This window comes from Pseudomonas sp. TH21, assembly GCF_016651025.1.
Classification (GTDB): domain Bacteria; phylum Pseudomonadota; class Gammaproteobacteria; order Pseudomonadales; family Pseudomonadaceae; genus Aquipseudomonas; species Aquipseudomonas aylmerensis.
The window spans coordinates 3,958,500-3,978,782 of record NZ_JAEKEQ010000001.1 but is presented as its reverse complement, the minus strand read 5'-3'; the positions used below and the strand labels follow the sequence as shown (position 1 = coordinate 3,978,782).

Below are 20,283 nucleotides of genomic sequence, written 5' to 3'. Positions count from 1 at the left end.
TTGGGGTTTAGCGGATACTTATCCATCGCGATGCCCGTTCAAGTTGACGCGCTCGCAACCCCTAAGTATCCGTCTCCGTCAGCGTGCGGATCGATTTGCTATTTATTGCCCAGTATGGAGTCCAGGTCCTCCATCATCTGACTTTTCTCGCGGATGGGCGCCAGCTTAAAGAACATCTGCTGGGTAATATTAATCATCTGCATATATTCCATCTTGCCCATCGCAATCATATCTTTGCTCTTTGGCGAGCAGACGAACTCAGCACTGCGCTGGACCCAGGGGTCTTTCACGTCCTGCCATTTTTCCGATACTTTCAAGTGCCGCAGGCTACCCATGCGCGAGACAGATTGACCATTGATAAATCGAAACTTATGCGTTGGGCACTGGACCTCCATGTTGTAGACGTCAATCATGGGCTTGCCCAGTTCTTCATAAACTAAAGTAACGGCGACTAACTGGGCTCCCTTGGTTTTTTTAGAGGGCGTCACGGAAGTTCGATCTGCGACATAGGTCACATTCTTGCCGGGCGCGCCATCCCCGTAGATGATCCACCAATCTCCGGTGGGACTTGAGTCATTGGCCCATGCGCAAGTAAACACTGATAGGAGCGCAACCAATAGGAGACGACGTTGATTGATTCCAGAATAAAAAGACATCGGTTGTTCAACTCCTTGAACTTGCGAAGTGGCTATCTAAGGGGTCAAGAAACTAGCATCATGATGGGGGCAGTAACATAGAACAGATGTGCTAGTGGCATGTTGATGCCTAGGGGTGACGGATGCGCCGATCACATCCGTTTGGCCAAGGCATCTACGCAGCCCCAGAACGCTGGCCGCCGGCAGGCGAAGTTTCCAAATCGCACCACACATCGCGCCTGATCTATCGCTTCCAGCGGTGTCCAGGGTGGACGGATGCCCATGAAAAAGCCCGCATTCGCGGGCCTTTTTCACTGCGTGTTACGGACTACTTGAACAATCCGCCAATGGCGTTGATAGCATCCGCCGCCTTGTTGACGTTCTGCTGGCGTTGCGGGTTGGTGTCGACCTGCGCTTGGGCGTTGTAGGTAGAGTTGCTGCAGCTTTTGTTGGTTTGCGTGAGCGCCGCCTGGTAAGCGGTTGCGCGCAAGGTGTCGCCCTTGGCATTGGCGGCATTGATGTTTGCCTGCAGGTCGCGAACCTGTTGCTGGCAGGAGGCACTGTTGCTGTTATTGGCGTTGACGGTGCTGTTGTTGGCACCACCGAGGGCAGACGATAGCGCACCCGTGAGAGCACTCAGGTCGGCGGCGTGGGCGGGCAGGGTGAACAGGCTGAACAGGGCGGCGGCGGGTGCGAGTTTGGAAAGACGCATGGCAAACCTCAATGTTTTATTGCCTGCGCAACGCAGAAGTCCCGAGCTGGCGCAGAACAATATCCGTATAAGAGGTGCGCCCGGGCGGGAAAAATACTATTGGGTCGGTTATTGGCCTTCAACGCTGAAGTTCCATAAGTGTGAATCCTTTCACGTTGTACACGACGCATGGCTGCAGAAGTGTCATTACGCCACTATCGAAAGAGGACTCCTGTGACTGCCTTATAAAATCGGAGAAAGTTCTCCTCGCAGTGACGGAGTCGTTCGAAGTTTAATGCCTGAAAAGGATTTCGGCTTCATCCGAGGAACCCCGGCAATTTATCTAAACCAAGGCTCCCGAGCCCCGCGACGCTGAAGTGGTGTCTGCGCTTGCCCGGGGCTGGTTTGAGTCCAGCGCCATTGGGCAATCTTCAACGGGGCCTGCGGTTGGCCTGCATGTTCTTAACATCCTTTGGACCGCACTACGCGCCAGTTTGCCTGGCGGGCGTAATCGGCGCGATTCCAGGTAAACGGCAACAGCCCTCCATGCCGCACCAGCAGCAGAGTTAAAAGGCAGTGACGCACTGCTCAGCAGAAAAGCTGAGCCACCGAAAGCAAGCAAATTACCTGAACAAAAATTTGAGCTCTAATGGGGTGTTTCATCGCCGCGACCCTCCAGTACAGTTGCTGTTAAGAGAGAGATGGGTGTTGTCAATCTTCCTTGGCTCGCCAAAGTCACTCGCAACTGTTCCTCTGAGTATAGTGCCTGCGCCGAATTCTTCACGTTTGATCCCCAGGCGTACGGTTTACAACTATCTGCCGGCCCCTATTGCACTTTTTGGCATTTCTCCTATCTATCTTTGTCGCAGCCCCGCCGATCCCCCGCGCGGGGCATGAGAACCAGATCGGGTGCCGATGGATCGCACGTTACTGTTATTCAAGATTCGATGGAGGCGCCAGCCACTGTGGCTGGCGGCAGTGTTAATGCTCTGTGTTGGCGGGTGTACGCAGCAGCAAGGGCAAGATATCGCCAAGCAGTTCAGCAATGGTAAACCCGATGAGTTTTTCCAGACGAGTGTCGACCGCATGGCCACCCTGGGCATGCGCGACAACTTGCAGAGCCTGTATTTGCTGATGAACAAGCTCTACCTGCGCAACCCCAACCAGTGGCGCCAGTCGGGTTACCCGGATGCGGTGAGCGCCGCGCGGGAAATTCGCCAGGCCATTGAGCAGCGTCGATCACTGCCGGCCCTTGGCGACCGCCGCGATTTGGCCGCGTTGAGTTATTCGCTGAGTCCGGAGTTCAAAGGCGACCGGGTCGGCGCCTTTATCTATGCCATCGGCAGCATGATTGTGACGGCCCACGGTGGCCGCACCGAGTTCTACATCACCGACTCGATCAACCCGCAGTTCGTCAGCAACGCCGCGCGCAATATCGAGAAGGCCACCTGGCTGCTCGGCAAGCGCCAGGATGCGAATGGCGTGCTGCTGCTGTTTTCCAACGAAATTTCGGAGGAGGGCAGCAACCTCAGCTTCGCCGTGGAGTTCGGCAAGATCGTCGCGCGCCTCGACCTGTTGACCCAGATGCTGGATGAACGCTACCGGCGCATTGGGCTCAATTACGCGCAGAGCCTGTTGCTGATGAATTTCCTGCCGGTGCAGTGATGCATTTCGTCGGCGTGGATTTAAGCCTCATCGCCAATGGCCGATGCAGGGGGGAGACCTGTCATGTGAGGAGCGTGTTATCAAACATCTAACCATTGAAGAGCTGGACGCGATCACAGAGATCGAAACCACTTCAAATATCTTGCGACTGACTTCGCGTTTGACCGGAATGCGCTTTTCAGCCATTTCCAAGATGACGGACACGCACTGGGTGGCGTGTGCGGTTCATGACGAGTTGCAGTTCGGGCTGGAGGCCGGCGACGAGTTGCTCGTGGAGGCCACGTTGTGCAACCAGTTACGCGCCAATCGCAAGTCGATCGTCATCGAGCATGCCAGTCGCGACCCGGTATTCTGGGAGCACCCGTTGCCCAAGGAGCATGGCTTCGAGAGCTATATCTCGTTGCCCATCGTGTTCTCCGACGGCACTTTTTTTGGCACCTTGTGCGCGTTGGACGTGTTGCCCAGGCAGTTTGAAAACACCCAAATGCTCGAAATCCTGAGCATCTTTACGCGGCTCATCGGCACTACGCTGGAATTGCAGCGCAGCAGAGCCTGAACCCATCAAGGTGGTTTGCTGGGCTATGTCTCTTTTCTCTGTAGGAAACGGCCTATCTTGCATCCCGCCGCTTGAATCACCCCTCAGTGCGCAATAGCCTCGGACTTTTCCGAAAAAATGAGGCCCTCCCTTGGGTAAGCGAAAAACGGTTTGGCCGACAGACCGCGAAATACGCCTGCGCTTTATGCTCTTTGCCGTGATCGATGCCGCGAGTGTCCAGGGTGTTCCAGCGGAGCTGTTACTGCCCGCGCACGCACTGCTGCAAGGTTCGCCAACCGAAGCGCAGCTGCTGGGTGCGCTGGTTGAAATCCTTGCCGCCGAAGAAATGTACGGGTTCAGGTTTGCGCCGGGATCAGAAGCGCAGGAATTGCTGGACTTACTGGCGCAGCCTAGCGATTGAACGCCGTCGTTAGACCGTTTATTTCCATAAGATTGGACGACATGCCTGGATCGAATATCCATGACGTCGAATTGGCGCGTGTCACGGACATCCACGACGCGATAACAACGAAATGCCCACCATCACAGCCGGCACAGCTGTCTTGATCGACTAAGCTTCCCTCCGAACATCCGATCCTGCTGCTCTGTCGCCGTCTTGCGCCGCTGCCTGGCGTCTCTAGAATCGGCCCCAGAACTTACTCATTTCCTGTCGATTACGGAGTTTCGAACATGATGAATGCAATGCAGATGCCGATGAACACTTCCATGCCAATGATGCCGATGATGGGCATGCCGATGATGATGGCCACCATGAAATGCGAAATGGCCGCTGACGCCATGATGTGCACCATGAAGCCGGCGGCGGGCATGGACATGGCTCAGTTCAAGACCAACGCCGAAATGATGGCGATGATGATGAACTGCGGCATGCCGATGATGATGCAGTGCGCCAACATGTCGATGATGTGCATGTCCGCCGAGACCATGGCGATGATGTCGGGCATGAACATGCCGATGATGTCGATGGGCATGATGATGCCGATGATGAAGTGCGTGATGGAATGCACCCTGCAGGCTGACGGCATGATGTGCAAAATGATGCCGATGCCGGGCATGAGCATGGACATGATGAAAAACTGCTGCATGCTCATGAATAAAATGATGAACGACTGCGCCATGCCGATGATGATGAGCTGCAACGGCATGCCGATGATGTGCTGCACCTGCTGACAGGTAGCGCAATAAAAAACGCCCCGATGATTCGGGGCGTTTTTTTTGCCGGGATTAATCCAGGCGTTCGGGGTAGGTGATCACCAGGAACGCCACGGCTTCGCTGTCCGCCGGGTTGCGGTAGCGGTGGGGCTGGTCGGCATAAAACAGGATCGAGTCGCCGGTGGAGAGCAGGTAGCGCTCATCGTTGACACTGACCTCCAGCACACCTTGCGCCACGACCAGGTTCTCCTGGATGCCGGGGCCGTGGCCTTCGGAGACTTCCTCGCCAAGCGCACGCAGGCGAATCTCGTAGAACTCCGACTGACGCGCCGTATCGTAGGGAAACAACGCGCGGCTGGTAAACGCGCCGTCGGCACTCACCAGGCGTTTGCTCTGGTGTGCCGGCAGCACCTCGACGCCTTCGAACGCGCGGTCCTCCAGGAACGCCGCGACCGACACCTTCAAGCCCTTGGCGATCTTGCACAGCACCTTGATCGACGGCACGCTGCGCCCGGATTCAATCTGCGCCAGCATCGCCCGGCTGACCCCGCACACACGCGCCAGGCCATCCAGTGACAGATGGCGTTTGCTGCGCAGGCGTTGCAGGTTATGCGCGACGCACAAGCTGATCACGTCGTCGTCAACAGTGGGTTTGGGCAGGGGTTCGGGTGGTTCGGGGAGCACGTGCAGGAAATTCATCGGCCTTACGCCCGGCGAGTATCGCTGGACGGTGTCGCCTGCGCGGTAAACACCGCCAGCCCGGCACGCGCCGCGTACATCGCCCACATCAGCTCAGCCGCGGCACGCGCCTGGCGGCGTTTGCGATGGAGCGTGAAGTCGATGACGGTGGCGGATGTTTGCATGGGGGCAGTCTCGTGCGGCGTGGTTGGTTCAGTGGCTCCACAGTAATGCCTGCCGGTTATTTCTTTAAATACTGAGTTTGCATGTGGTAATTCGATTTTGGACTTAACCCATAAATTGGGTCCGACACTGTTGTGGGAAGCGTCTGGTCCGTTAATAAGGCGTGACCTGGCGGGCGCGCCTGCCTTCCCAACACTGTTCGCGTGCCAGGTCCAGCCTGCCACGCCCCCGAATTCCAAGGACCTGCCTCGATGCTGCTGCGCCAACCCCCGCTCTTTTTTGCCGCCCTGACCTTAAGTTCGCTGGTGCAGGCCGAAGACCTGCAACTGGCCCCGGTCGAAGTCACCAGCAGCGAGGCGAGTGCTGGTGAAGTCGCCCAGGCACAACTCAAGAGCGTGCCCGGCGGCACCAATTTCATCGACATGAACAGCGTGCAGCAGGGGCGGGTGAGCACCAACGAAGATGTGTTCAGGTACCAGGCTGGGGTGTACGCCAAGGCGGCGAATAATGAAGGGGTGAAGCTGTCGATTCGCGGTTCCGGCCTCAATCGCAGCCCGGGTTCGCATGCCTCGGGGCTGTATGAAATGTTCGATGGCTTGCCGCTGACCGGCCCCGGCGGGACCCCTTATGAGCTCAAGGACCCCTTGTGGCAAAGCCGCGTCGAGGTGCTGCGCGGTGCCAATGGCTTTGACCAGGGCGCATTAGCGCTGGGCGGCGCGGTCAATTATGTGACCCGCACCGGCTACGATGCGCCCAAGCTGCAGCTGCGCTATGAGGCCGGCAGCCGTGGCTACGCCCAACGCGAGATCAGCTCCGGGCAAGTGCTGGGGGATGCCGACTACTACATCAGCCTCACCGACTCCGAGTCCGACGGCTACCAACGCCAGAGCGCTGCCACGGGCAAGGGCGTGGCGGCCAACTTCGGCTACCGCTTCAACCCGGACCTGGAAACCCGTTTCTATTTCCGCTACCGCGAAACCACCAACGACACCCCCGGCAAACTTACCCGTGCGCAGATCAGCCACGACCCGCGTGCGGCCAACAGCCTTAACGCCGCCCGCGACTCCAAGCGCCTACAACCGGGCTCGACCTGGATCGCCAACAAGACCACCCTGCACTTGGACGACAGCTCCCGCGTCGAAGTCGGACTGGCCTACCACGACTATCCGATGGACCTGCGTGAAGGCACCAACCGCCTGAAGGTTGCCTACACCGACATCAGCAGCACCCTCAATTACATCCGCCAGGACACGCTGTTCGGCCACGACAGCACCACCACGGTCGGCCTGCGCACCACGCAAGCGATGCCCAACAACGGCGCGTCGGAATATGTACGCACGCCCGCCGGCAATACGGCCACCTACGCACCCGGAACCAAGACCCGCGACTACAGCTACCTGGGCTCCGACACCGTGCTGCATATAGGTAACGACCTGGAACTGGTCCCGGACCTGTGGCTGACCACCGGCCTGGCGGCGATCTACACCCGCCGCGAAACCCAGGTGACCTACCCCGAAGGCCAGGCGCCGCTGAGCCAGCATGACTGGGACTACGCCCCGCGCATCGGCCTGCGTTATGACTTCACCCCGCAATTGCAGGTGTACGGCAACCTGAGCCGTTCGGTCGAGCCGCCGCACGCCTGGTCGATGATCTGGGGTTCCAACAAATACTTCGGCCCAGGCAGCGGCCCGGCTACTGGCCTGCAGCGTGAAGGCGTCAGCCTGAAAAACCAGACCGCGACCACCCTGGAGGTCGGCAGTCGGGGCGAGGCGTGGATCGGCCAGTGGGACCTCGCGCTGTACCGTTCAGAAGTACGCCACGAGTTGCTCAGTGTGGAAACCCAGGCCCAGACCTCTTCCAGCAATGCGATCATTGCCGAATCCAACGCCAGCCCCACCGTGCACCAGGGCGTGGAACTGAGCCTGCTCAGCCCGTTATGGGAAGGCGGCCGCAGCGGCGAGGTGGCCCTGCGCCAGGCCTACACCTTCAGTGACTTCCACTACCGCGACGACGACCGTTTCGGCTACAACAGCTTGCCGGGCATTCCCAAGCACTACTACCAGGCCCAACTGCGCTACATCCACCCGACCGGTTTCTACACCAGCCTCAACACCGAGTATTCCTCGCGTGTGGCGGTGGACTACGCCAACTCGTACTACGCCGCGTCCTACACGACCCTGGGGGCGACCTTCGGCTACGACGCGCCCAAGCAGGACTGGCAAGCGTGGGTCGACCTGCGCAACCTCACCAACCGGCGCTACGCCAACACCGTCACCCCCGGCTACGACGACAAAGGCCTGGACACGGCCCGCTCGACCCCGGCAGACGGTCGCGGCATCTACACCGGCGTCTCGTGGAGCTGGCGTTAACCCGCCGCGACCGCCCCGCCGTGGTGAGCTTGTGGTGATGAATGCGCTTGATGTTGGCTGCCAGGCTTGTGGTGGAGGTTGGGCTTGTTGTGGAGGTCGAGCTTGTTGTGATGACCGAGCTCATTGTGATGACAGGCTTGGCTTGTTGTGGCTGCCAGGCTTGTTGTGGCGAGCGGGCTTGCCCCGCGTTGGGTGGCGAAGTGAACTGGTCAAGTAATCTTGGACACCGATTAAGGTTTCACGCCACCAGCTTCTCCCTGGCGACTGGTGACCGATAGTCGTTGTAGCTATGCGGCCTGGTGATGTTGTAGCGCGATACATAGCGCTGCACATCCGCTCGGGCCTCATGTTCCGACCCGTAGCCTGCTTCTGGCACCCACTCTGATTTCAAACTTCCAAAGAAACGCTCCATCGGAGCGTTATCCCAGCATTCGCCTTTACGGCTCATGCTTTGTCGGAGTCCATGTTCCAGCAGTTCATTTCTGAATTTATGGCTGGTGTACTGGCAACCTTGGTCGGAGTGAAACAGTACGTCTTTTGGGCGACCGCGCAGTTCAATCGCCATGCGCAGGGCTTCGCAGGTCAGCGTGGCATCAGAGATCATCGAAAACGACCAGCCCACAATCCGGCGAGCGAACAAGTCCAGAACCGCCGCGAAATACAGCCAACGCTTGCCGACTTTGATGTACGTCACGTCCCCACACCACACCTGATTGACCGTCGCAACATCAAACTTGCGTTTGAGCACATGCGGTGCCACCAAAGCCTCCACGCCAGGTGACTTGTACTTATGGCGCCGGCGTTGACGGCTGACAATGCCTGCTTCTCGCATCAAGCTGCGAGCCATGAACCGCCCGACATCATGCCCGCCGGCTTGCAGCTGTTTAGCCAAGGTACGAGCGCCCGCAGACTCTCTCGACGCCCTGTGGTGCTTGACCAGCATAGCCTTGAGTTTCTCTCGCTTAGGGCTCACCTTGCCTTGGCGCTGACGCCATGCGTAAAAGCTACTGCGGTTTATTCCGAACACACGACAGCAATCGTTAACGCCGTACTGCTCGCCCAGCTCACAGATCAACGAGAGTGATCTTTGGCGTCCAAAAGCAGGAGAGCACTGGCCTTTTTTAGGATTTCGATATCCCGGTCTCTTTGCCTGAGCAAGGCTTTAAGTTCCTGGATCTCTCGCTGATCCGCGGTAATCGCCTTGGCTCCCACCGGAGTCGAGCCCAAGCGTTCCTTGCGAACTTGATCGACCCAGCGGCGCAAGGCCGTAGGGCCAATATCCAAGCTGGCACAGACCTCGGGAACCGACTGCCCCTCGTCCAGCACCATGCTGGCAGCCTTGAGTTTGAACTCACATGAATAAGATTTACGCATATCCAAACACCTCAGATTTGGACGCCATCATAGCGCCCGATTGAGGTGTCCAAAATCATTAGGCCAGTTCAAAGCCGCCCCATTAAGACTCAACGCAATAAACCTGACACTCATCGCCAGCAGTGACAGGGGCTGCTTCGCAGCCCAACGCGGGGCAAGCCCGCTCACCACAAGGGGCGGGGCATGGCCCACTTGATCTCGGCGCGGAGCCGCGGCACCGGCGGAGCGTGAACGTAGCATCAACCTGCCGCGACCGCCGCCTGTGGTGAATAGGCTCATTGTGATGACGAGCTTGGCTTGTTGTTGCTGGCAGGCTCGTTGTTGCTGCCAGGCTTGTCGTGGTGAGCGGGCTTGCCCCGCGTTGGGTGGCGAAGCCGCCCCATTAAGATTCAACGCGATAAACCTGGCACTCATCGCCAGCAGTGACAGGGGCTGCTTCGCAGCCCAACGCGGGGCAAGCCCGCTCACCACAAGGGGGCTGGGCATGGCCCATTTAATCTCTGCAGCGCGCCGTGGCACAGACGGAGCGTGACCGTAGTATCAACCTGCAGCGACCGCCGCCTGTGGTGAATAGGCTCATTGTGATGACGAGCTTGGCTTGTTGTTGCTGGCAGGCTCGTTGTTGCTGCCTGGCTTGTTGTGGCGAGCGGGCTTGCCCCGCGTTGGGTGGCGAAGCCGCCCCAGTAAGACTCAACGCAATAAACCTGGCACTCATCGCCAGCAGTGACAGGGGCTGCTTCGCAGCCCAACGCGGGGCAAGCCCGCTCACCACAAGGGGCGGGGCCTGGCCCACTTGATCTCGGCACGGAGCCGTGTCACCGGCGGAGCGTGAACGTAGCATCAACCTGCCGCGACAGCCGCCATAGGCTCATTGTGATAACGGGCCTGGCTTGTTGTGGCGAGCGGGCTTGCCCCGCGTTGGGTGGCGAAGCCGCCCCATTAAGACTCAACGCAATAAACCTGACACTCATCGCCAGCAGTGACAGGGGCTGCTTCGCAGCCCAACGCGGGGCAAGCCCGCTCACCACAAGGGGCGGGGTCTGGCGCACTTGATCTCGGCACGGAGCCGTGTCACCGGCGGAGCGTGAACGTAGCATCAACCTGCAGCGACCGCCCCCTGCGGTGAATAGGCTCATTGTGATGAAGGGCTTGGCTTGTTGTTGCTGGCAGGCTTGTTGTAGCTGCCAGGCTTGTTGTGGCGAGCGGGCCCCGCGTTGGGTGGCGAAGCCGCCCCATTAAGACTCAACGCAACAAACCTGACACTCATCGCCAGCAGTGACAGGGGCTGCTTCGCCGCCCAACGCGGGGCAAGCCCGCTCGCCACAGGGGGCGAAACTTTCCCTGGCGCATCGGGCGGGCGCTCTTGCTCCTACACCGATTTACTGGCATTGTTTGCGCAATTGGTAACTCTTCCCATTTGAGATCTTTTTGCGCATGCATGACATTCCGGCCGCGCTGGGCGATTCAGAGCGTCAGCAGACCCTTACGGCGATGTACAGCGAGCACCACGGCTGGTTGCACGGTTGGCTGCGCAAAAAACTCGGCTGCTCCCAGTATGCTGCCGACCTGGCCCACGACGCGTTTATCCGCGTGTTGATGCTCGCCGAACCGCAAAATATCAAGGAACCACGGGCGTTCCTGGCCACCACGGCAGGGCGGTTATTGATCGACGGCGCGCGGCGTCGGCGCATCGAAAAAGCCTACATGGAAGCCCTGGTAATCCAATGCGAAGACGCCGGCATGCCCGACCCGGCCGCCATCCATGTAGCACTGCAAGCGCTGGAGCGCATCGCCGAAATGCTCGCCGGCCTGCCGGCCAAGGCGCGCGAAGCCTTTCTGTTGAGCCGCCTCGACGGCCTGACCTACAGCGAAATCGCCACGCGCCTGGAGGTGTCCTCCAGCACCGTCAAGAACTACATCTCCAGCGCCCTGGTGCACTGCTACCACAGCCTGCATGCGGCAGATCCGCTGGCATGAACTCCGAACAGATCATTCAACAAGCGGCGAATTGGCTGACACGCCTGCACGACGAAGACGTCAGCGACGCCGAGCGCCAGGCATTCAACACCTGGTGCCAGGCCGATCCACGCCATGCGGTGGCTATCGAACGCATGCGCGTCCTGTGGGGCAGCCTCGATGCTGTGCCTGCGCAACCGGCACGCGTGGCACTCAACCGGGCCTTCGCCCCCCGGCGTCCGCGGGCTACTCAGGTGGTCGGGCTACTTGGCGTCTTATTGTGCGGCTGGCTGGGCCTGGAACACCTGCCGGTATGGATGGCCGACCAGCGCACCGGCGTCGGCGAGCGTCGCCAGATCGCCCTTGAAGACGGCAGCCAGCTGCAGCTCAACAGCAATTCGGCAGTCGACGTGAAATTCGACGGCCACCAGCGCGTCATCGAGTTGTTGCAGGGCGAACTGTGGGTCGAGGTCGCCAAGGACGCGCAACGGCCCTTCGTGGTGCGCACCGACCAAGGCACCGCGACCGCCCTGGGCACGCGTTACCTGGTCAAGCGTGCGCCGGACGGCACCACCGTGGTGACCGTGATCGAGTCCACCGTCGCAGTCAAAGGCCAGACCAATGAAGGGGTCAGCGTCACCGCCGGCCAGCGCTCGGTCCTCGACCATGGCCGCGCCCAACCGCCACAAGCCGTCGGCAACACCGACGCGGACGCCTGGACCCGTGGCCTGCTCAAAGTCAACGACCAGCCGCTGAGCGAGGTGCTGCAAACCCTGGCCAGTTACCGTCACGGCCTGGTGCGCTACGACCCACAGGCCCTGCAGAACCTGCGTGTGTCCGGCGTATTCAAGCTGGACGACACCGCTGCGGCGCTCTCGGCCCTGGCCGACAACCTGCCGATTCAGGTGGAGTACTTCACCGACCTGCTGGTGGTGGTCAAGCCGCGCTAGCCTTCGTGCTGGCGCAGGCGCTTGTACAAGGTGTTGCGGCTCACCCCCAGCTCCCGCGCCAGGTGGGAAATATTCCCGCCGGCCGCTTTCAGGCGCTGGGCCAGGTCGATGCTGTCATCCAGGTACTCGCTGGTGGGCGGCGGCGCGGCGACATTCAGATCGACAAAGAAATCATCTGGCAGGTGCTCCGGGCGAATCGGCTGCTCCTCAGCCATCGCCAACGCCACCTGCAACACACTGCTCACCTGGCGCAAATTGCCCGGCCAGGGGTGCTGCTCGAACAGGGCCAGCACCTCGGCACTGAGGCCGGCCCATTGGGTCGGCTCGCGATGTTGCTGCCACAGCTGCTGGAACAGCGCGCGCTTGTCGCTGCGTTCGCGCAGCGGCGGTAGCTCGAGGGTCAGGCCACCGATGCGGTAGTACAAATCCTCGCGAAAACGCCCGGCCTGCACCTGCTCGCGCAGCGCCCGGTTGGTGGCCGAGATGATGCGCAGATCCACCGGGAACAGCTCACTGCTGCCCACCGGTTGCACGCAGCGCTCCTGCAACACCCGCAACAGGCGTGCCTGGGTCGGCAGCGGCATGTCGCCAATTTCATCCAGAAACAGCGTGCCCTTGTCGGCCTTGCGGATCAGGCCGATGCTGCCTTTTTGATTGGCGCCGGTAAACGCGCCTTTTTCGTAGCCGAACAGTTCCGATTCCACTAGCTCGGCAGGAATCGCCGCACAGTTCACCGCGATAAATGCCTGCTGACTGCGGGAACTCGCCTGGTGCAGGGCCTTGACGAAAACTTCCTTGCCCACGCCGGTTTCGCCGTGGATCAGCAGCGGGATGTCCTTCTCCAGCAAGCGTTCGGCTTGGCGCACGGCCTTTTCCACGCGCGCATCACCAAAGTGCAGGGTGTTCAGGCCAATCGCCGCCGGCTTTGGCGGCGTGGGTTGGCTGAACACCCGCGCCTGCACCGGCATTTGCTTGGGCCGTTTCAACAGGCACTGGAATCGGTTGCGTCCAGCCGCCTGCAGCGAAAACGGCAGGCCCTCGGGCTGATTGAGCAACTCCAGCAGCGAGACCTTGAACAAACTGTCGATCATCACTCGTGACAGACTGATGCCCAGCAGGTTGTCGGCGCGACGGTTGGCCGACAGCACCTGGCCGCTTTCATCGAAGATCAGCAGGCCGGCCCATTGGCTGTCGAGGTTGCTCAGGCCGGTGTTGAAGGTCAGTTGAAAATGCTCGCCGCGAAACAGGTTGAGGATCAGCCGGTTTTCCACGGTCTGGCTCATCATCTTGACCATGCCCAGGGTGTGGGAGGGCGGCAGGTAGCTGTCGCTGGACACATCCAGCACCGCGATGATCTCGCGCTGCGCGTCGAAGATCGGCGCCGCCGAGCCGGTCATGAAGCGGTTGGCCTTGAGAAAGTGTTCGTCATGTTCGATATGCACCGCCTGCGCACAGGCCAGCGCAGTGCCGATGGCATTGGTGCCGCTGGAGCGCTCCATCCAACTGGCGCCGGCGCTGAACCCCCGGGCCAGCTTGGGCTCGATAAAACGCTGGGTGCCCCAACTGGTCAGCACCTGGCCCTGGTTGTCGGCCAGCATGATCAGGCAGTTGGAGTTGCTGAGGATGTTTTCGTAGTAGGGCAGCACCTCCTGATGGGTGGTCTGCACCAGGGAATGCTGGCTTTCGAGCAATTGGCTGATGCCCTCGGCGGGCAGCTGATCGAAGCTGGGCGTGCTCTGATGGTCCAGCCCAAACGCGCGGCAGCGGCGCCAGGATTCCTGGATAAGGGTGTCGTGAGCCAGTGGTTCGGCCATGGGGTGACCTGCATTTTTATTGTTATGGGGTGTTGCACAATCCAACCATTGAAACCGGATCAAAATGTCCTGTGTTGGTGGTGAGAGTGTTGTTCAGAACTGTTCATTGTCAACCCCGTGACTGTTCAGTTGTTCACCTGGAGTGTTCAAACACGAACATCGGGTTTTCCCATTTCCTTACACATCAAGCCCTTGCCGTTTTGGCACGAAACTCGCTCTGACAATTGGCCAGATTCATTCCAATAATAAAAAGGTCGTGTCATGTCATTGACCCTGGAAAATGTCTCCCGCGTTGTCGAAGGCCAAACCTGGATCGACGACGCCAGCCTGCGTTTCGAAGCCGGCTCCTTCAACGTATTGCTCGGCCGCACACTCTCCGGCAAGACCAGCCTGATGCGCCTGATGGCCGGCCTGGACAAGCCCGACAGCGGCCGCATCCTGATGAACGGCGTGGACGTCACGCAAAAGCCAGTGCGCCTGCGCAATGTGTCGATGGTCTACCAGCAATTCATCAACTACCCGACCATGACGGTGTTCGAAAACATTGCCTCGCCGTTGCGCCAGGCCGGTGTCTCCAACGAGCTGATCCAGAGCAAGGTGCTGGAAACCGCGAGGATGCTGCGCATCGAGAAATTCCTCCAGCGCCACCCGCTGGAGCTGTCGGGGGGCCAGCAGCAACGCACGGCCATGGCCCGTGCGCTGGTCAAGGATGCCGAACTGATCCTGTTCGATGAGCCGCTGGTCAACCTGGACTACAAGCTGCGTGAAGAGCTGCGTCAGGAAATGCGCGAGCTGTTCAAGGCGCGGCATACCATCGCCATCTACGCCACCACCGAGCCCAACGAGGCCCTGGCCCTGGGCGGCACCACCACGATTCTTCACGAAGGCCGGGTGATCCAGAGTGGCAAGGCCGCCGAGGTCTACCACCAGCCGCAGACCGTGCTGGCCGCCGAGCTGTTTTCCGAACCGCCGATCAACCTGATGCCGGGGCGCATCAGCGGCAATGAGGTGAGTTTCGCCAATTTTGTGCACTTCCCGCTGAACGTCGACCTGCGCCCGATTGGCGAAGGCGAATTCCGCTTCGGCGTGCGCCCCAGCCATATCAGCCTGGTGCCGAGCAACGATGATGACCTGGAGCTGGCAGTGACCGTGGAAGTCGCCGAAATCAGCGGATCGGAAACCTTCCTGCATGTGCGCAGCGAGCATTTCCTCTTGGTGCTGCACCTGCCGGGTGTGCACGAGTACGACGTCGACGCGCCGATCCGCGTGTATATCCCCACCCATAAACTGTTTGTGTTCGATGCCCAGGGCCGTCTGGTCCAGGCTCCCGGACGCCGTGTCGCGAGGGTTGCCTGATGGCCGAGATCCATTTGCAGAACCTGGCGCACAGCTACAGCCCTACACCGACAGGGCCTGAAGACTACGCGATTCGGGAAATGAACCACGTATGGGAGCAGGGCGGTGCCTACGCCTTGCTCGGGCCCTCGGGCTGCGGCAAGTCGACCCTGCTCAATATCATCTCCGGGCTGCTCAGCCCGTCCGAGGGCCAGGTGCTGTTCGATCACAAGGTGGTCAACGAGCTGACGCCTGAACGGCGCAACATCGCCCAGGTGTTCCAGTTCCCGGTGGTGTACGACACCATGACGGTGTTCGACAACCTGGCCTTTCCTCTGCGAAACCAGGGCATGGCCGAGGCGAAGATTCACAGCAAGGTGCAGGAAATTGCTGAGGTGCTCGACCTGCAAAACCTGCTGACCAAGAAAGCCCGCAACCTCACCGCCGATGAAAAACAGAAAGTTTCCATGGGCCGTGGGCTGGTGCGCGACGATGTGTCGGCGATCCTGTTCGATGAGCCGCTGACGGTGATCGACCCGCACCTCAAATGGAAGCTGCGGCGCAAGCTCAAGCAGATCCATGAGCAGTTCAACATCACCATGGTCTACGTCACCCACGACCAGTTGGAGGCCTCGACCTTCGCCGACAAGATCGCAGTGATGTACGGCGGGCAGATCGTGCAGTTCGGCACGCCGCGTGAGCTGTTCGAGCGGCCGAGCCACACTTTTGTCGGCTATTTCATCGGCAGCCCTGGGATGAATCTGATCGAGGTGCAGGCCGAATCCGGCGGGGTGTGCTTTGCCGGTACTCATCTGCCCCTGTCGACGGCACTGACCCAGCGCATTGCCGATACGGACTACAAGAAACTCCAGGTAGGCATCCGCCCGGAATTTATCCACGTGTGGGACGAGTACAACCCTGACGCCTTGCAGGCCGCTGTCACACACGTCGAGGACCTCGGCACCTACAAGATCATGACCCTAACGCTGGACGGCGCGCCCCTGAAAGTGCGCCTGGCCGAGGACAAACCGGTGCCTGAAGGCACGGCGTCCATCAGTTTCCCGGCGCAATGGCTGATGGTCTACGCCGACGATTACTTGCTGGAGGTGCTGCCATGAACAAGGTGCAGAACAACAAGGCCTGGTGGCTGGTGTTGCCGGTGTTCCTGCTGGTGGCGTTCAGTGCGGTAATCCCGATGATGACCGTGGTCAACTACTCGGTGCAGGACATCTTCGACCAGTCCAGCCGCTACTTTGTCGGCGCCGACTGGTACAAGCAGGTGCTGCTCGACCCGCGCCTGCATGACTCATTGCTGCGCCAGTTCATCTACTCGGCCTGCGTGCTGCTGATCGAAATCCCACTGGGCATCGCCATCGCCCTGACCATGCCGACCAAGGGGCGCTGGTCGTCGCTGGTGTTGATCATCCTCGCCATTCCGCTGCTGATCCCCTGGAACGTGGTCGGCACCATCTGGCAGATTTTCGGCCGCGCCGATATCGGCCTGCTCGGCTCGACCCTCAACGCCATGGGCATCAGCTACAACTACGCGGCCAACACCATGGACGCCTGGGTCACCGTGCTGGTGATGGACGTATGGCACTGGACCTCGCTGGTGGCGCTGCTGTGCTACTCCGGCCTGCGCGCGATTCCGGATGTGTACTACCAGGCGGCGCGGATTGATCGGGCCTCGGCCTGGGCGGTGTTCCGACATATCCAGTTGCCGAAGATGAAGAGCGTGCTGCTGATCGCGGTGATGCTGCGCTTCATGGACAGTTTCATGATCTACACCGAGCCTTTCGTGTTGACGGGCGGCGGGCCGGGTAACGCGACTACCTTCCTCAGTCAGACGCTGACCCAGATGGCTGTAGGTCAATTCGACCTGGGCCCGGCGGCCGCGTTTTCCCTGGTGTATTTCCTGATCATCCTGTTGGTGTCCTGGCTGTTCTACACCGCCATGACCCACTCCGACGCCAACCGCTGAGGCCGCCAACATGAGCAAGAGAAAGCTGATTCCGCTGCTGATCTACATCCTGTTCCTGCTGGTGCCGATCTACTGGCTGCTGAACATGTCCTTCAAGAGCAACACCGAAATCCTCGGCGGCCTGACGCTGTTTCCGCAGGATTTCACCCTGGCCAACTACAAGGTGATCTTCACCGACCCCAGCTGGTACACCGGCTACCTCAACTCGCTGTACTACGTGAGCCTGAACACGGTGATTTCGTTGAGTGTGGCGCTGCCGGCGGCGTATGCGTTTTCGCGCTACCGCTTCCTCGGTGACAAGCACCTGTTCTTCTGGCTGCTGACCAACCGCATGGCGCCGCCGGCGGTGTTTCTGCTGCCGTTTTTCCAGCTGTATTCGTCCATCGGCCTGTTCGACACGCACATCGCCGTGGCACTGGCGCATTGCCTGTTCAACGTGCCGTTGGCGGTGTGGATCCTGGAAGGCTTCATGTCCGGCGTGCCCAAGGAAATTGACGAAACTGCCTACATCGATGGCTACAGCTTTCCTAAGTTCTTCGTGAAGATTTTTATCCCCTTGATCGGCTCCGGCATCGGCGTGACGGCGTTTTTCTGCTTCATGTTTTCCTGGGTCGAGTTGCTGCTGGCGCGCACCCTGACCTCGGTCAACGCCAAGCCCATCGCGGCGGTGATGACGCGCACGGTCTCGGCGTCGGGCATCGATTGGGGCGTGCTGGCAGCGGCGGGGGTGTTGACCATCCTGCCGGGCATGCTGGTGATCTGGTTTGTTCGCAACCACGTGGCCAAGGGCTTTGCCCTGGGCCGGGTCTAGAGGAATCGATGATGGAATGGATGGCCTGGACCACCCCCACCGCGCTGTTCTTTGGTGGTATCGCCCTGATTCTGGCGGGCATGACCACCTGGGAGCTGCGTTCGCCGAGCATCCCCCGGCGCGGTTTTCTGCCGATCAGCACCACCCGTGGTGATCGCTTGTTTATCGGTCTTCTCGGCAGCGCCTACCTGCATTTGCTGGTCATCGGCGTTACCGACTGGAGCATCTGGGTGGCGTCCGCGCTGTCCCTGGTATGGCTGTTGAGTGTGATGCGTTGGGGCTAGTACTTGCCCTGTAGGCGCCGGCACGCCGGCGCCTGCAGGGATTGTGTTCGCAGGTCCCGTTTGAAACTAACCAGGAGGTCTCTATGTTCGATAAAAACAATAAGCTGCGACATAGCATTTCATTGGCCGCCGTATTGGCCCTCAGCGGTTTGAGCGCCACGGCCTGGGCCGATGCGTACGAAGATGCGGCGAAAAAATGGATCGGCAGCGAATTCAAACCGTCCACCCTCACGGCCGACCAACAGCTCGAGGAGCTCAAGTGGTTTATCAAGGCCGCCGAACCGTTCCGTGGGATGAAGATCAATGTGGTGTCGGAAACCCTCACCACCCACGAGTACGAGTCCAAGGTGCTGGCCAAGGCCTTCACGGAAATCACCGGGATCAAGCTGACCCACGACCTGCTGCAGGAAGGCGACGTGGTCGAGAAGCTGCAGACGCAGATGCAGTCCGACAAGAATATCTATGACGGCTGGGTCAACGATTCCGACTTGATCGGTACGCACTTTCGCTATGGCAAGACCGAATCCATCACCGACCTGATGGCCAACGAAGGCAAGGACTTCACCTCGCCGACCCTGGATATCAAGGACTTTATCGGCATTTCGTTCACCACCGCGCCGGACGGCAAGATCTACCAACTGCCCGACCAGCAGTTCGCCAACCTCTACTGGTTCCGTGCCGACTGGTTCGAGCGCCCGGAGCTGAAAGCCAAGTTCAAGGAAAAATACGGTTACGACCTCGGCGTGCCGGTGAACTGGTCGGCCTATGAAGACATCGCCAAGTTCTTCAGCGAAGACGTCAAGGAAATCGACGGCAAGCGCATCTACGGGCACATGGACTACGGCAAGAAAGACCCATCCCTGGGCTGGCGCTTCACCGATGCCTGGTTCTCCATGGCCGGTGGCGGCGACAAAGGCCTGCCCAACGGCTTGCCGGTGGACGAGTGGGGCATTCGCGTGGAGGACTGCCATCCGGTGGGCTCCAGCGTGACCCGTGGCGGCGACACCAACGGCCCTGCTGCGGTATTCGCCACGCAGAAATACGTGGACTGGATGAAAGCCTACGCACCACCGGAAGCGGCGGGCATGACCTTCTCGGAATCCGGGCCGGTGCCGTCGCAAGGCAACATCGCCCAACAGATCTTCTGGTACACCGCGTTTACCGCCGACATGGTCAAGCCGGGCCTGCCGGTAGTGAATGCCGACGGTACGCCGAAGTGGCGCATGGCGCCGTCGCCGGTCGGGCCTTATTGGGAAAAGGGCATGAAGAAGGGCTATCAGGACGTGGGTTCCTGGACGTTCCTCAAGTCGACCCCGGAGAAACAGAAACTCGCGGCCTGGCTGTATGCGCAGTTCGTGACCTCGAAGACCGTCTCGCTGAAGAAAACCATCGTTGGCCTGACGCCGATTCGTGAGTCCGATATCAATTCCCAGGCCATGACCGACATGGCGCCCAAACTCGGCGGCCTGGTGGAGTTCTACCGCAGCCCGGCCCGCGTCGAGTGGTCGCCGACCGGCACCAACGTGCCGGACTATCCGCGCCTGGCACAACTGTGGTGGAGCAACATCGCCGCCGCCGCCAGCGGCGAGAAAACCCCGCAACAGGCCCTCGACAACCTGGCCAAGGAGCAGGACGCGATCATGACGCGCCTGGAACGCTCCAAGGTGCAACCGGTGTGCGGTCCGAAGATGAACCCCGAGCGTGACGCGCAATACTGGTTCGACCAACCGGGCGCGCCGAAACCAAAACTCGCCAACGAGAAACCCAAGGGCGAAACCGTGGCCTACGGCGATCTGCTCAAGCAGTGGGAGGCAGCGCGTAAATAAACGCGCCAGTTAGCGGATGTAGG

General features: G+C 60.1%; 20 protein-coding genes. 13 read left to right on the top strand and 7 right to left on the bottom strand.

Annotated features, from left to right (window positions below):
* Nucleotides 1-98: 98 nt before the first annotated feature.
* On the bottom strand, nucleotides 99-656 hold the full coding sequence (locus JFU04_RS17465; RefSeq protein WP_201145130.1) for a hypothetical protein: 558 nt from the start codon (nucleotides 654-656) through the stop codon (nucleotides 99-101).
* A 307-nt stretch (nucleotides 657-963) separates the two neighbouring features.
* Entirely contained in the window at nucleotides 964-1,347 is a 384-nt protein-coding gene (locus JFU04_RS17460) for a DUF1090 family protein (protein WP_120448952.1), read from the bottom strand.
* Between the two features lie 894 nt (nucleotides 1,348-2,241).
* Between JFU04_RS17460 and JFU04_RS17455 the strand changes: the two genes are divergently transcribed.
* The 4 genes from JFU04_RS17455 (at nucleotide 2,242) to JFU04_RS17440 (ending at nucleotide 4,717) form a co-directional block, all read left to right on the top strand.
* Nucleotides 2,242-2,991, top strand: coding sequence for a hypothetical protein (locus JFU04_RS17455; protein ID WP_065907416.1), 750 nt, complete (start codon nucleotides 2,242-2,244; stop codon nucleotides 2,989-2,991).
* A gap of 43 nt (nucleotides 2,992-3,034) precedes the next feature.
* Nucleotides 3,035-3,547: a GAF domain-containing protein gene (locus JFU04_RS17450; protein ID WP_201145128.1), complete on the top strand. Its 513-nt coding sequence runs from the start codon at nucleotides 3,035-3,037 to the stop codon at nucleotides 3,545-3,547.
* 130 nt (nucleotides 3,548-3,677) lie between these two features.
* On the top strand, nucleotides 3,678-3,947 hold the full coding sequence (locus tag JFU04_RS17445; RefSeq protein ID WP_120448951.1) for a hypothetical protein: 270 nt from the start codon (nucleotides 3,678-3,680) through the stop codon (nucleotides 3,945-3,947).
* 269 nt (nucleotides 3,948-4,216) lie between these two features.
* Nucleotides 4,217-4,717 carry a hypothetical protein gene (locus JFU04_RS17440; protein ID WP_201145126.1) on the top strand — a complete coding sequence of 167 codons (501 nt, stop codon included), beginning with the start codon at nucleotides 4,217-4,219 and terminating at the stop codon, nucleotides 4,715-4,717.
* A gap of 54 nt (nucleotides 4,718-4,771) precedes the next feature.
* On the opposite strand, the gene JFU04_RS17435 is transcribed toward JFU04_RS17440, so the two are convergent.
* On the bottom strand, nucleotides 4,772-5,398 hold the full coding sequence (locus JFU04_RS17435; protein WP_106803462.1) for a helix-turn-helix domain-containing protein: 627 nt from the start codon (nucleotides 5,396-5,398) through the stop codon (nucleotides 4,772-4,774).
* A gap of 5 nt (nucleotides 5,399-5,403) precedes the next feature.
* Nucleotides 5,404-5,562 (bottom strand): hypothetical protein, encoded by a 159-nt coding sequence (locus tag JFU04_RS17430; RefSeq protein WP_168167070.1) that lies wholly within the window; start codon nucleotides 5,560-5,562, stop codon nucleotides 5,404-5,406.
* 249 nt (nucleotides 5,563-5,811) lie between these two features.
* On the opposite strand from JFU04_RS17430, the gene JFU04_RS17425 reads away from it, so the two are divergent.
* Complete coding sequence (locus JFU04_RS17425) at nucleotides 5,812-7,929, top strand: TonB-dependent receptor family protein (protein ID WP_201145124.1); 2,118 nt, start codon at nucleotides 5,812-5,814, stop codon at nucleotides 7,927-7,929.
* A 238-nt stretch (nucleotides 7,930-8,167) separates the two neighbouring features.
* Here JFU04_RS17425 and JFU04_RS17420 read toward each other — a convergent pair whose 3' ends face one another.
* Together JFU04_RS17420 and JFU04_RS30305 are read right to left on the bottom strand one after the other, a co-directional pair.
* Nucleotides 8,168-9,004 (bottom strand): IS3 family transposase, encoded by an 837-nt coding sequence (locus JFU04_RS17420; RefSeq protein WP_065899479.1) that lies wholly within the window; start codon nucleotides 9,002-9,004, stop codon nucleotides 8,168-8,170.
* Nucleotides 9,001-9,303: an IS3 family transposase gene (locus JFU04_RS30305; RefSeq protein ID WP_065899480.1), complete on the bottom strand. Its 303-nt coding sequence runs from the start codon at nucleotides 9,301-9,303 to the stop codon at nucleotides 9,001-9,003. Before JFU04_RS30305 ends, JFU04_RS17420 begins: the two co-directional genes overlap by 4 nt.
* Nucleotides 9,304-10,737: 1,434 nt before the next feature.
* On the opposite strand from JFU04_RS30305, the gene JFU04_RS17415 reads away from it, so the two are divergent.
* On the top strand, nucleotides 10,738-11,280 hold the full coding sequence (locus JFU04_RS17415; RefSeq protein ID WP_065907399.1) for a sigma-70 family RNA polymerase sigma factor: 543 nt from the start codon (nucleotides 10,738-10,740) through the stop codon (nucleotides 11,278-11,280).
* Nucleotides 11,277-12,209 (top strand): FecR family protein, encoded by a 933-nt coding sequence (locus JFU04_RS17410; RefSeq protein ID WP_120448948.1) that lies wholly within the window; start codon nucleotides 11,277-11,279, stop codon nucleotides 12,207-12,209. Before JFU04_RS17415 ends, JFU04_RS17410 begins: the two co-directional genes overlap by 4 nt.
* Here the strand turns inward: JFU04_RS17410 and JFU04_RS17405 are convergent.
* Nucleotides 12,206-14,023, bottom strand: a complete 1,818-nt coding sequence (locus JFU04_RS17405; protein ID WP_065907394.1) for a sigma-54-dependent Fis family transcriptional regulator — start codon at nucleotides 14,021-14,023, stop codon at nucleotides 12,206-12,208. The two genes, JFU04_RS17410 and JFU04_RS17405, sit on opposite strands and share 4 nt — an antisense overlap.
* 261 nt (nucleotides 14,024-14,284) lie before the next feature.
* Between JFU04_RS17405 and JFU04_RS17400 the strand changes: the two genes are divergently transcribed.
* From JFU04_RS17400 to JFU04_RS17375, 6 genes are all read left to right on the top strand, one after another.
* Nucleotides 14,285-15,379 (top strand): ABC transporter ATP-binding protein, encoded by a 1,095-nt coding sequence (locus tag JFU04_RS17400; protein WP_065907391.1) that lies wholly within the window; start codon nucleotides 14,285-14,287, stop codon nucleotides 15,377-15,379.
* On the top strand, nucleotides 15,379-16,476 hold the full coding sequence (locus tag JFU04_RS17395; protein WP_201145122.1) for an ABC transporter ATP-binding protein: 1,098 nt from the start codon (nucleotides 15,379-15,381) through the stop codon (nucleotides 16,474-16,476). The genes JFU04_RS17400 and JFU04_RS17395 overlap by 1 nt, the downstream gene beginning before the upstream one ends.
* Nucleotides 16,473-17,339, top strand: coding sequence for a carbohydrate ABC transporter permease (locus tag JFU04_RS17390; protein WP_005789024.1), 867 nt, complete (start codon nucleotides 16,473-16,475; stop codon nucleotides 17,337-17,339). The genes JFU04_RS17395 and JFU04_RS17390 overlap by 4 nt, the downstream gene beginning before the upstream one ends.
* Nucleotides 17,340-17,349: 10 nt before the next feature.
* Nucleotides 17,350-18,150, top strand: coding sequence for a carbohydrate ABC transporter permease (locus JFU04_RS17385; protein ID WP_003232361.1), 801 nt, complete (start codon nucleotides 17,350-17,352; stop codon nucleotides 18,148-18,150).
* 11 nt (nucleotides 18,151-18,161) lie between these two features.
* Nucleotides 18,162-18,434, top strand: a complete 273-nt coding sequence (locus JFU04_RS17380) for a DUF2160 domain-containing protein (RefSeq protein ID WP_003232363.1) — start codon at nucleotides 18,162-18,164, stop codon at nucleotides 18,432-18,434.
* 83 nt (nucleotides 18,435-18,517) lie between these two features.
* On the top strand, nucleotides 18,518-20,260 hold the full coding sequence (locus JFU04_RS17375) for an ABC transporter substrate-binding protein (RefSeq protein ID WP_065907385.1): 1,743 nt from the start codon (nucleotides 18,518-18,520) through the stop codon (nucleotides 20,258-20,260).
* Nucleotides 20,261-20,283 lie beyond the last annotated feature (23 nt).

Excerpts from the sequence above, each read along its gene's own strand:
- JFU04_RS17465 (WP_201145130.1), bottom strand. The coding sequence starts at position 656 with ATGTCTTTTTATTCTGGAATCAATCAACGTCGTCTCCTATTGGTTGCG.
- JFU04_RS17460 (WP_120448952.1), bottom strand. The coding sequence starts at position 1,347 with ATGCGTCTTTCCAAACTCGCACCCGCCGCCGCCCTGTTCAGCCTGTTC.
- JFU04_RS17455 (WP_065907416.1), top strand. The coding sequence starts at position 2,242 with ATGGATCGCACGTTACTGTTATTCAAGATTCGATGGAGGCGCCAGCCA.
- JFU04_RS17450 (WP_201145128.1), top strand. The coding sequence starts at position 3,035 with ATGCAGGGGGGAGACCTGTCATGTGAGGAGCGTGTTATCAAACATCTA.
- JFU04_RS17440 (WP_201145126.1), top strand. The coding sequence starts at position 4,217 with ATGATGAATGCAATGCAGATGCCGATGAACACTTCCATGCCAATGATG.
- JFU04_RS17435 (WP_106803462.1), bottom strand. The coding sequence starts at position 5,398 with ATGAATTTCCTGCACGTGCTCCCCGAACCACCCGAACCCCTGCCCAAA.
- JFU04_RS17430 (WP_168167070.1), bottom strand. The coding sequence starts at position 5,562 with ATGCAAACATCCGCCACCGTCATCGACTTCACGCTCCATCGCAAACGC.
- JFU04_RS17425 (WP_201145124.1), top strand. The coding sequence starts at position 5,812 with ATGCTGCTGCGCCAACCCCCGCTCTTTTTTGCCGCCCTGACCTTAAGT.
- JFU04_RS30305 (WP_065899480.1), bottom strand. The coding sequence starts at position 9,303 with ATGCGTAAATCTTATTCATGTGAGTTCAAACTCAAGGCTGCCAGCATG.
- JFU04_RS17415 (WP_065907399.1), top strand. The coding sequence starts at position 10,738 with ATGCATGACATTCCGGCCGCGCTGGGCGATTCAGAGCGTCAGCAGACC.
- JFU04_RS17410 (WP_120448948.1), top strand. The coding sequence starts at position 11,277 with ATGAACTCCGAACAGATCATTCAACAAGCGGCGAATTGGCTGACACGC.
- JFU04_RS17405 (WP_065907394.1), bottom strand. The coding sequence starts at position 14,023 with ATGGCCGAACCACTGGCTCACGACACCCTTATCCAGGAATCCTGGCGC.
- JFU04_RS17400 (WP_065907391.1), top strand. The coding sequence starts at position 14,285 with ATGTCATTGACCCTGGAAAATGTCTCCCGCGTTGTCGAAGGCCAAACC.
- JFU04_RS17395 (WP_201145122.1), top strand. The coding sequence starts at position 15,379 with ATGGCCGAGATCCATTTGCAGAACCTGGCGCACAGCTACAGCCCTACA.
- JFU04_RS17390 (WP_005789024.1), top strand. The coding sequence starts at position 16,473 with ATGAACAAGGTGCAGAACAACAAGGCCTGGTGGCTGGTGTTGCCGGTG.
- JFU04_RS17385 (WP_003232361.1), top strand. The coding sequence starts at position 17,350 with ATGAGCAAGAGAAAGCTGATTCCGCTGCTGATCTACATCCTGTTCCTG.
- JFU04_RS17380 (WP_003232363.1), top strand. The coding sequence starts at position 18,162 with ATGGAATGGATGGCCTGGACCACCCCCACCGCGCTGTTCTTTGGTGGT.
- JFU04_RS17375 (WP_065907385.1), top strand. The coding sequence starts at position 18,518 with ATGTTCGATAAAAACAATAAGCTGCGACATAGCATTTCATTGGCCGCC.